The sequence below is a fragment of the Pseudomonas sp. TH21 genome (genome assembly GCF_016651025.1).
In the GTDB taxonomy this organism is placed as follows: domain Bacteria; phylum Pseudomonadota; class Gammaproteobacteria; order Pseudomonadales; family Pseudomonadaceae; genus Aquipseudomonas; species Aquipseudomonas aylmerensis.
The window spans coordinates 4,394,045-4,404,257 of sequence record NZ_JAEKEQ010000001.1 but is presented as its reverse complement, the minus strand read 5'-3'; the positions used below and the strand labels follow the sequence as shown (position 1 = coordinate 4,404,257).

8 protein-coding genes are annotated in these 10,213 nt (G+C 63.0%); all 8 read right to left on the bottom strand.

Annotated features, from left to right (window positions below; genetic code table 11):
* Positions 1 to 5 precede the first annotated feature (5 nt).
* Entirely contained in the window at positions 6 to 2,276 is a 2,271-nt protein-coding gene (locus JFU04_RS19290) for a TonB-dependent receptor (RefSeq protein WP_201145406.1), read from the bottom strand.
* A gap of 344 nt (positions 2,277 to 2,620) precedes the next feature.
* The gene (locus JFU04_RS19285; protein ID WP_065904260.1) at positions 2,621 to 3,355 is read right to left on the bottom strand and encodes a UTRA domain-containing protein; all 735 of its coding nucleotides are present in this window, start codon (positions 3,353 to 3,355) and stop codon (positions 2,621 to 2,623) included.
* Between the two features lie 81 nt (positions 3,356 to 3,436).
* Positions 3,437 to 4,810 (bottom strand): NtaA/DmoA family FMN-dependent monooxygenase, encoded by a 1,374-nt coding sequence (locus JFU04_RS19280; RefSeq protein ID WP_201145404.1) that lies wholly within the window; start codon positions 4,808 to 4,810, stop codon positions 3,437 to 3,439.
* A gap of 36 nt (positions 4,811 to 4,846) precedes the next feature.
* Positions 4,847 to 5,677 carry an amino acid ABC transporter permease gene (locus tag JFU04_RS19275; RefSeq protein WP_065904255.1) on the bottom strand — a complete coding sequence of 277 codons (831 nt, stop codon included), beginning with the start codon at positions 5,675 to 5,677 and terminating at the stop codon, positions 4,847 to 4,849.
* Positions 5,674 to 6,492 (bottom strand): transporter substrate-binding domain-containing protein, encoded by an 819-nt coding sequence (locus JFU04_RS19270; protein WP_201145402.1) that lies wholly within the window; start codon positions 6,490 to 6,492, stop codon positions 5,674 to 5,676. The genes JFU04_RS19275 and JFU04_RS19270 overlap by 4 nt, the downstream gene beginning before the upstream one ends.
* A gap of 62 nt (positions 6,493 to 6,554) precedes the next feature.
* Entirely contained in the window at positions 6,555 to 7,148 is a 594-nt protein-coding gene (gene pnuC, locus JFU04_RS19265) for a nicotinamide riboside transporter PnuC (RefSeq protein WP_065904251.1), read from the bottom strand.
* Positions 7,149 to 7,163: 15 nt separating this feature from the next.
* Positions 7,164 to 8,000, bottom strand: a complete 837-nt coding sequence (locus JFU04_RS19260; RefSeq protein WP_120449135.1) for a 5'-nucleotidase, lipoprotein e(P4) family — start codon at positions 7,998 to 8,000, stop codon at positions 7,164 to 7,166.
* 12 nt (positions 8,001 to 8,012) lie between these two features.
* Complete coding sequence (locus JFU04_RS19255; protein WP_106803239.1) at positions 8,013 to 10,160, bottom strand: TonB-dependent siderophore receptor; 2,148 nt, start codon at positions 10,158 to 10,160, stop codon at positions 8,013 to 8,015.
* Positions 10,161 to 10,213: the final 53 nt, after the last annotated feature.

Here is a 10,213-nt window from a genome sequence, read left to right as displayed (position 1 = left end):
GGTCCCTAGAATTTGTAGCTGGCCTGGACACCCACAGTGCGTGGGTCGCCCGGCGTGGCGATTTGGGCGTTGGACAGGAACGAGCCGTGGTACAGGTCGTATTTCTTGTCGAACACGTTGCGGGCCCACAGCGCCCCCGACCAGTTGCTGCCCTTGGGCGTCACACCCAGGCGCGCATTCGCCAGCCAGTAGGCCTGGGTGGTGGTGCCGTTGCTGCCGGTGATGCGGTCGTGGAACGAGTAGTCGCTCTCGGCGCTGAAGGTAAAACCGCCGACGTCCCACACATATTGCAGCTGGCCGCCGTAGCTGATTTTCGGGAAGTTGGTCAGGCTGGAACCGGAGAAGTCGGTGTACACCGGGTAGGCAAACCCCACCGCGCGGGTCGCGGTGCTGTTCAGGCCCTGGTAGTCGACGTACTTGCCTTTCTTGGTGCCGAAGTACTGGCCGAGGGTCAAGCCCGACACCGGCTCCCATTGCAGTTCCAGCTCATAGCCGTAGATCTTCGACTTGGGAATATTCACCAGCCGGCCGACGTTGCCCACCGCCTGGCTGATCCACACCTGCGACTGGTATTGCTGGTCGCGATAGTCGTAGTAGAACGCCGAGCCGTTGAAGCGCAGCGTATCGCTCAAGTCACTCTTGAAGCCCACTTCATAGGCCAGCAGTTTTTCCGGTTTGACCGGTGCGATCTGCTCGGCATAGCTGGAGTTGTAGGCGGTAAAACCACCGGACTTGATCCCACGGCTGACCGTGGAATACAGCAGGGTCGACGGGGTGAGCTGGTACTCGAGGCCGAGCTTCCAGGAGGTGGAGTTGCTGTCCAGGTCGCTGTCGGCGGCCGGGAAACTCAACTGCCCGAGACGGTACACGCCGTTGTTGACGAGGATGCGCTGGGTGGAGAAATCCTCGAGTTCGCGGTGTTCTTTTTCCTGGCGCACACCGACGATCAATTTCCAGTCATCGGTCAGCTGGTAGTCGCCCTGGGCGAAGGCGCTGTAGGTGTTGGATTTCTGCGTGTAGGAGGTGTAGGTGCCGTAGCCGAGGTTGGCGCTGAAGTCCGAGTAGAAGTTTTCGTCCAGGCGGTCCTGGGCGAAATACAGGCCGGTCTGCCAGTTGAAGCGCTCGTTGTCGTGGGAGGCCAGGCGCAGTTCCTGGGAGAACACTTCGATCTTGGAGTCGAAGTATTCATCCGATTGCGGGATCACCGACGCGTCCCAGTCGATGTATTCGCGGCGCCGGAAGCGGTCGGATGCGGTGATGCTGGTCACGCTCAAATGGTCATTCAGGTCGAACGTACCCGTGAGCGCGAAGCCGGTGTTGTCGTTGTCGCGATGCGGCTTGTCACCCACCGACAGCCCGGTGAGCTTGGCAAAGCCCGGGGTGAGGCCCCAGCCGGTTTTCTTGCCGTCGTTTTCCGGGCTGATGCTCGAGTAGGCGGCGCCGTTGGCGTTGGGTTTCAGCCCCTGATACAGGTACGAGCCGCGGCTGTCGGACTTGTCCTCACCGGCATGCACGGTCAGGTTGAAGTTGATGTCCGGCGTGGCGTCCCAATCGAACTGGCCGCGCACCGAGGTGTTGTCCTTGTCGCCCAGGCTTTGCCCGGTCACCCGGTTCTCCTGCCAGGCGCCGCCTTGTTCGGTGATGAACGCCAGGCGTGCGCGCAGGGTGTCGCTGAGCGGCCCGGAGAGAAACCCCTCGACGTTGCTGGCGTTGTAGGAGCCGTAGCTGGTGGTCAGCCCACCGTGGAATTCACGCGTGGGTTTGTTGGTGATGAAGTTGATTGCGCCGGCTGTGCTGTTGCGCCCGTACAGCGTGCCCTGCGGGCCACGCAGCACCTCGACGCGTTCCAGGTCGAAGAGCTGGCCCTGAGTCTGGATCGGGTAGGGCAAGGCGACCTGATCCAGGTATACACCGACGGTGGAGGTGTTGTTGCTGCCGTAATCCTTGAGCCCGACGCCGCGAATGCGGAACAGCGGGTTGCCGCCGCCGTACTGCGGCGCGATGTCGAGGTTGGGCACGTAGTTCTGCAGCTCGTTGACGTTGGTCACACCCTTGTTCTGCAGGTCCTGGCCGCTGAGCGCGGTCAGGGCGATACCCACGTCCTGGGCGGATTCTTCATGCCGCTGGGCGGTCACCGTGACCTGGGGCAGGGCAGTCGTGGTCTGGTTGTCGGTCCCCAGCGCATCGCCGGCCAGCAACGCCATGAAGGGCGCACTGGCAAGGACAAACGGGCGGGCGGGTTTGGTGTAGCGATGGTTGCGAAGCAGCGAGTGCATGGCAAGGTCCCTTAAGAAATCCGATTCTTGAGCGCGGGGCAGGCGGAATGCCGTCCCATCGCGCAGGGGCCGCTCTTTGAAGAGTAAGCTGCTGACATCGATAGCAAGCTATATGCCATCATTTTGTCATAATTAAGTTGATGAATTTATTGGGGATTTTTCAACGGGCACGGTTGGAGCGTTGCTTATGCAACACGCGGGCGGCAGGTTGTTACGCAAGCAACAGCGGCAGTCACCCCCTTGCAGGAGCCGGCTTGCCAGCGAAGATCTTCAACAATGACGCGGCAACCCAGGCGCAACGCGGTGCCCGAAAGATTTTCGCCTGCAAGCCGGCTCCCACAGGGTCAGCGCGTACCCGGATACCGCGTCTCCATCACAATCGACAGTGCATCCGGGCGCCAGTATTCCTGGTCGAATTCCACCGCCTGGTTGTCCTCGCCGAAGTTCAAGCGCTCCAGGTACACGCTGGTGGAGCCTGGCGACAATTGCAGCAACTCCGCCTGTTCTTCATTCACCGTGCCGATGTGCATCTGCAGTTCACAGCGTGATTGCACCCGCGCAAAACGGTCGCGCAGCAGTTGGGTCAGCGAGGTATTGAGGTCGGCTTCCAGCAGGCCGGGGCACCAGCTGGCGAGCAGTGCGTTGAATTCCAGCAGCACCGGGCGGCGATCGATCCAGCGGCGACGCTGCAGGAAAAACACCGGCTCCTGCGTCGAGGCCAGGCCCATGCGCTTGGCCAGCCAGGCGCCGGCCGGGCGCAGTTCGGCGTGCAGGCATTCGGTGCGGGGTGTGCGGCCCTGGGCGCTGACGTAATCCATGAAGCCGCTAATACGCGTCGGGTCGTAGCGGATGCGCTGCGGGCTGACGAACCAGCCCCGGCGGTTTTCGCGGTACACCAGGCCTTCGGCCTCGAGTTGCTGCAAGGCCTGGCGCAAGGTGACGCGGGTGCAGCCGAAGCGTTCGATCATTTCCCGCTCGGAGGGAAATTTCTCGTCGGCCTGGGGTACACCGGCGGCGATGTCGTGGGCGATCTGTTCGCGGATGCGCTGGTAGTGCGGCGAGATGGGGTCGAAAGGCATCCTGGGGTTCCGTGTGCAGGCATGACGTGGGGCAGACTCTACCGTTCCTGTTGGCGCAGGTCACCTGGTCCCACGCAGGCTTTATGCAAAGCGGAACGAGGCGCCATGCGCCGAGGCGGGCAGGCGATCACTGCCGTCGACGCTGAGCCGCGAGCGCAGCGTGCCGGTTTGCGCGGTGGTGCGGTACAGGCCGCGCTTATGCAGGGCCGGGATCACCAGTTCGACAAAATCATTCAGCGAGCCGGGGCTGATCAGCGGGTTGAGCATGTAGCCGCTGGTGCCTGAGATGCGGGCGTGCTCCTCGATCTTTTGCGCGATCTGCTCCGGGGTGCCGACCAGGATCAGGTCGCTGCCACGGGTGACATTCGCAAAACGCTGGCGCACCTCGCCGGCAGTCAGCGGCTTGCCGCTGCCATCGGGTTTCATCACGTAGGAGGTCATGCCTTCGGTGTGGGTCGACAGCGCTTCATTGTCGGCGTAGCGGCTGATGTCGATGCCGGTGTCGCCGGCATAGCTCACCAACTGCGCTTGCAGGTGATAGTTGCTTTGCAAGGTGTCGTATTTTTTCTGCGCCTCGATAGCGGTGGGCGCCGTGACGATGCGCAGCACGGTCAGTGACTTCACGTCGGCGGCGCGGCGGCCACGGGCTTCGGCCTGGCGCCAGATGTCTTCGAGGCCCTGGCGGATTTCCAGTGGATTGGACTTGGCGATAAACACCAACTCCGCGTGCTTGGCCGCAAACTGCCGACCGCGCGCCGACCAGCCGGCCTGGATCAGCAGCGGCGTGCGTTGCGGCGATGGCGAAGTCAGATGCGGTCCGGCCACGCGGTAATGCTCGCCGGCATGCGCGATCGGCCGCACGCGGGCGCCATCGGCGTAGGTGTGCGCCTGTTTGTCGGCGCGCACCGCGTCATCGGCCCAACTGCCTTCCCAGAGCTTGTACACCACGTCGAGAAACTCCTCGGCGCGCTCATAGCGGTCGTCGTGCTTGATCATCTGCTCCAGGCCGAAATTGCGCGCTGCGCTGGACAGGTAAGAGGTGACGATGTTCCAGCCGATCCGCCCTTCAGACAGGTGATCGAGGGTGCTGAAGCGCCGCGCGTGGGTGAACGGGTGTTCGTAGGTGGTGGTCACGGTGACGCCGAAGGCGAGCTTTTCGGTGAGGGCCACCAGCGCCGGAATAATGCTTAAAGGATCGTTGGCCGGGGCTTCCACTGCCCATTTCAACGCCATGGCTTCGGAGCCACCGAACACATCGTAAAAGCCCAGTACGTCGCCGAAAAACATCAGGTCGAGGTTGGCTTCATCCGCCGTGCGGGCCAGGTTCGACCAGTATTTGAGGGTATTGATGCCCAGCCTTTCATCGCTGGGGTGGGTCCACAGGCTGGGCGCGCCGCCGCAGCCGACACTGGCTTGTTCATAGAGGCCGAATAACAGCGGGGTAGGATCGGACATGGTGCTTCCTGCATGTAAAAAAAGTGCGGCGACAGACTATCGCCCGTGGAGATAAGCCTTGCCGTAGTGCCGTTCCAGCCGGGCCTGGATCAGCTCCAGGCCGATCGACAACAGCCAGTAGATGACGGCGGCCGTGGTGAGCATTTCGATATAGCGGTAAGACGAGCGGCCATAGGATTGCGCGAGGAACATCACCTCCCACACGCCCATCACCGAGACCAGGGACGAGTCCTTGAGCATCGAGATGAACTGGCTGGTGGTCGGCGGAATAATGGTGCGCATGGCCTGGGGCAGCACGATCTGCCAGAACGTCACGGCCCGGCCCATGCCCAGTGCAGCGGCGGCATTGCGTTGGCCCTGGGACACGCCAAGAATGCCGGCGCGGAAGATCTCGCTCAGGTACGCCCCGTAGTTCAACGACAGCGCAATGATCCCGGCACTGATCGCGCCGGGCACCACGCCCAGTTGAGGCAGGCCGAGGTAGATCAGCAGAATCTGGATCAGCAACGGCGTGCCGCGAAAGAACGAGGCATAGAAACTGGCGATCCCGAACGCCACGGCGCTGCTCGACAGGCGCGCCAGGGCGGTGGCGAAACCCAGGGCCACCGACAGCCAGATCGAGCAGAAACACAAGAACAGCGTCAGCGCCGCGCCTTGCAGAAAGCCCTGGGGCGAGAGGTGCAGCCCCACCAGGTTCTGCCACTTCGCGGCGACGATGGCGAACTGCAGGTCAAAGCTCATGAACATCGCGGTGAACAGGCCCAGCATCACGCCCCAGGTCAGCCATAGCCGCACACGGAACGACAGCCGTGTGCGCTTGGCCACGGGCGGCTTGATCGTGGTTGGAGGGGTAGGGAAAACACTCATTGGGTGATGTCTGAGCCGATCCATTTCTGCGAGATCTTCGCCAGCGTGCCGTCGCTTTTCAGCTCGGCGAGAATCTGCGTCAGTCTGGCATCCCATTGTGGATCACCCTTCTCGGTGGCGACCACATTCGGCTCGGCGTACAGCACCGCGCCGGTGATCTTGAAGCGTGGGTCGTGGTCGATGCGTTCCTTGGCGGTGACCAGGTTGGTGACCATGGCATCCAGGCGCTTGCCGGTGCCCAGCGCGAGGTCCTGGAAAGCGATGGTCTCGTTGTCGTAGGGCACCGCTTGCACGGCCTTGAACGGGTAGTCGATCGGTGTGCTGGCGCCTTCGATCACCAGGTCCTTGGCCAGGTACGCCTCGTAGGTCGACGCACTGCCCACGCCGACTTTTTTACCGCTGAGGTCGGCTGCCGACTTGATCGTGTCGTCGTTGCTGTTTACCACGACCACGGCCGGCGAAGCGTAGTACTCGAACGGGAAGTTGAAGACCTGGCCGCGCGCGGCGCTGGGGGTCATGGAGCAGATGCACACGTCGTAGCGGCCATTCCAGCGGCCAGCGGCGATGACTTCCCAGGACGGCGTTTCGAGTTTCAGTTTCACCCCGAGTTTGTCGGCGACGGCCTTGGTCACGTCGACGTCAAAACCATCCAACTGGTTTTGCTCGTTGAGGAATGAGAAGGGTGGGTAATTCTCCATCAGCACGCCGACCAATTGCTTGGATTGGGTGATGCGGTCCAGAGTCTGCCCGGCGAAGATCGCCGGGCTGGCCAGGAGGAGAGTGACGCTGAGCGCGGCGGCAGTGCGTAAGTTCATAAAAGCATCCAAGCGAGGTTTTTTATATTTAAACGCGATAGATGCACTTGTGTTTAATGATATTAAACGCTGTAAACCGAAGCTTTGGTTATATGTTCCTGTTGGTGCAGGTCACGCTGCCATGCCCGCAGACCATAGGCCGCCAGCCCTACAAAGCCAGCGTAGAGCGCGGCGGTGAGTTGCAGGTCCTTGTACAGGAACAACCCCACATAGGCCGCGTCCAGCAGGATCCACAGCCACCAGCTGACCACGTATTTGCGCGCCGCCCACAGGCTCGCCACCAGGCTGAAGGCGGTGAGCAGCGAATCCAGCCAGGGCAGCGCGGCATCGGTGAAGTGGTGCATCACGGCGCCCAGGGCCACGGCGCCGATCAGCCCCGCGAGCAGATGGCGCCACGCCTCCCGGAGTGGCAGGCGTTCCACGCGGACCTTGCCCGCCTCGATGCGCCCGGTGCTCCAGCGCCACCAGCCATAACCTTGCAGCACGGCGAAGACCAACTGCAGGAGCATGTCCGAATACAGCTTCACGTCGAAGAAGATCCAGGCATACAGCAACACCGCGACCACGCTGACCGGCCAGCACCAGCGCACTCGCTGTGCGGTGAGCCAGACCCCGGCGATGTTGAAGAACACGGCGACGATTTCCAGTGGCGACATAGGGTTCTCACACGACTAGTTTTCTAGAGGCAGCGCCTGTTGTTTGAGCTGGCGCTTGCGTTCAAAGGGCAGTTTTTCCTGGTCGCCATAGGGCGCGCTGTACCAGTTGCCATACGTAGGGTTGGGCAGCAGGAACCAGCGTTGGCCGAGCCAGGCCAGGTACGGTTCGGCTGCCTTGCGCTGGTCGGCCAGGGTGTTGTGCTCGGCCTGCACGAAATCGCCCAGCGAGTCGCCGGCGAGCATCAGCACACGGGCATGCGCGGCCACCCATTGGCGGCGGCAGTTCTTGCCATAGCCGGCCTGTTCGCAGTGGCCGGTCGGGGTGCTGGCGGCCAGCACCTGTTCGTTGCGCTGCACCGGGAAACCGCGCAGGCGCAGGTTGTCGACCGTGGCCTGGACCTGGCTGTGTTCACGGTTGGTGATGTAGTAGACGGTGATGCCTTTTTTATCGGCCGCTTGCAGGAACGCTACGGCGCCGGGCAGCGCCTGGGCCTTGGCCTGGTCGACCCAGGTGTTCCAGCGGTCATAGGAATACACCTGGTTGTTGATGATGTCCCGCGCGTTGAGCGGCACGTTGTCGAGCACGGTTTCATCGATATCCACTACCACTGCCGGTGGCAGCCCGGCGAGGTTGCGCGGCGGCAAGGGCAGGGCGTCCCAGGTCGGATCGGCCAGCGCGGCGTCCAGCTGGCGCGTGGCGCTGGCGAATACCTGGCGATAAATCAGCTCGTGTTCGATGGAGGTCTGGGTCCACAGCACCGCGTCCAGTTGGTCGTTGGCGGGCGGTTGCTGCTGGCAGCCGACCAGGGCGGTGGAGAGCAGGCAGACACTGGCAAACATCAGATTACGCATAAACACTCAGCCTCAGAAATTGACGGTGGCGGACAGCCGTGCGGTACGCGGCGCCCCCAGGAACAGGTAGCCGTCGCCTGCGGATTCACCCACGTCCCGCCAGTAGCGTTTGTCGAACAGGTTGTCGACGGTCAGGCGCAGCACAGTAGCGTAATCGCCGACTTTGGTGGTGTAGCGACCGCCCACATCGAACACCGCATAGTCGTCGACTTTCACCGTGGCCTCGCGGTTGGCGTATTTGCTCGCGCTGTATTGCACCCCGCCGAGCAGGGCCAGGCCCGGTACCGCCTGTATGTTGTAGTCACCGTGCAGGCTGGCACGCAGCTTGGGCACGTTGATCGCCTGGTGGCCGTCGTAGTCATCGGTGCCGCTGCCGTCGACTTCGGCGCGGATCGCCGCGATGCTGGCCGACACTTGCAGGTCGGAAGTCACGCGGCCGTTGGCCGACAGTTCGATCCCCACATTTTTCTGCTTGCCTTGCTGCACGAAGGTGATGCTGCCGTCGTCGTTGGGGCGGTTGTATTGCAGGTCCTGGGTAATCTGGAACAGCGCAGCGGTCAGGCTCAGGCGCTGGAAGTCACGCTTGATCCCGACCTCCAGCTGGCGCGAGGTGGTCGGCGGCAATACCTCGTCGGCGTTGCTGCTGAACCACGCGGCCTCGCCACCCAGCGACAGGCCTTTGCTGTAGCTGGCGTACAGCGAGGTGTCCGGGCGCGGTTTGTAGATCAGCGCCACTTGGGGCAGGAACACGCTGCGCTGGGTATGACGCGTGGTGGCGCCGGCCTGGTTGTAGGTCTCTTCGTCGAGGCGGACCTGGCGCCCGCCGAGGAGGGTTTGCCATTGTTCGTTGAAGCTGATGCGATCGCTGGCGAACAGGCCGTACTGGCGGCTGTCGAGGCGTCGGTAGGTGTGCCCCAACGGGCCGTCGTAGGGTTCCAGTACCGGTGACGGCTGGTAGATATTGCCCTCGCCGATGTACTCGTTGACCGACTTGCGCCGGTCCACCAGGCGGCGGAAGGCGGTGGTGCCGAAGGTCAGGTCGTGCTTGAGAAAGCCGGTGTCGAACTGGCCGTTGAGGGCCGCCTGGGCTTCCTCGTTGCTGCGGGTGTCGTCGGGGCTGCGGTAGTCGGAGATGTCGTAGTCGCCCTCGGCGCTGAAGTGGTTCGGCACGGCGGTGTTCGCGCAACTGGCGGCGCCGTAGCAGCCCCAGGCGAAGGTGCTGTAGTCGTCGATCACCACGCGGCTGCGCGACGCGCTGAAGCTGGCTTTCCAGGCTTCGTTGAAGCGGTATTCAAACAGCCCGTCGAGGTTCAGCGACTGGATGCCCACCGGGTTCGACCAGCTCTGGTACGCCAGCAGGTCCTTGGGCGACACATGGTGCGGCACCTCGGTGCCGCCGAGCAATTGATAACCCGGCACCGAGCGCTGCTCGCGGTTCTGGTACTCGGCGTTGAGTTGCAGCAAGGCGTTGGGGCTGATGTTCCAGTCCAGCGCCAGGGAGGCGAAATCGCGCTTGCCGTCGGCGTGCTCGACATAGGAGCGGATGTCTTCGTGGGCCAGGTTGATGCGCACGCCCACCTGTTGCTCGGTGCCGAGCCAGCCGCCGATATCGGTGGCCAGGTAGCGCTCGCCCTGCTCGTTGGTGGACACCGTCACCGAGCGCACATTCTCCGGGCGCTTGCTCACGTAGTTGACCAGCCCGCCGGGTTCGGACACGCCGCTCTGCAGGCCGGCCAGGCCCTTGAGCACTTCCACTTGCTGCTTGTTTTCCAGCGCCACGTTCTGCTCGCCGGTGATGGTGCGGCCGTTGATCTTGTAGCTGCTGGCCGGGTTCAGGGCGAAGCCGCGCACCACGAAATTCTCGTAGTAGCCGACCGGGGCGTAGCTGTCGCCCACCGAGGCGTCATTCTTCAACACCTCGCTGAGCAGGCGCGCCTGCTGGTCTTTCAGGCGGGCTTCGGTGATCACCGCAACCGAGGCCGGGGTGTCCAGCAACGGAGCATTGTCAAAGCCGGCCACGGCGGCTTTTTTGGCCTGGTAATCGCTGGCCTCCTGGCCGACCACGGTGACGGTGTCCAGGGTCGCCTCCTGGGCATGCGCCGCTGTTGCGGCGAGGGTGATGCTCAAGGCGAGCAGGGTGTGGCGATAAGGTGTAGCCATGTAAGGAGCGCTCCAAGGGCCGGACCGCCGCTGCCGTACGCTTTTATCGGGCA

Coding starts and splice junctions, on each gene's coding strand:
- JFU04_RS19280 (WP_201145404.1), bottom strand. CDS start 4,810: ATGTCCGATCCTACCCCGCTGTTATTCGGCCTCTATGAACAAGCCAGT.
- pnuC (WP_065904251.1), bottom strand. CDS start 7,148: ATGTCGCCACTGGAAATCGTCGCCGTGTTCTTCAACATCGCCGGGGTC.
- JFU04_RS19285 (WP_065904260.1), bottom strand. CDS start 3,355: ATGCCTTTCGACCCCATCTCGCCGCACTACCAGCGCATCCGCGAACAG.
- JFU04_RS19270 (WP_201145402.1), bottom strand. CDS start 6,492: ATGAACTTACGCACTGCCGCCGCGCTCAGCGTCACTCTCCTCCTGGCC.
- JFU04_RS19290 (WP_201145406.1), bottom strand. CDS start 2,276: ATGCACTCGCTGCTTCGCAACCATCGCTACACCAAACCCGCCCGCCCG.
- JFU04_RS19275 (WP_065904255.1), bottom strand. CDS start 5,677: ATGAGTGTTTTCCCTACCCCTCCAACCACGATCAAGCCGCCCGTGGCC.
- JFU04_RS19255 (WP_106803239.1), bottom strand. CDS start 10,160: ATGGCTACACCTTATCGCCACACCCTGCTCGCCTTGAGCATCACCCTC.
- JFU04_RS19260 (WP_120449135.1), bottom strand. CDS start 8,000: ATGCGTAATCTGATGTTTGCCAGTGTCTGCCTGCTCTCCACCGCCCTG.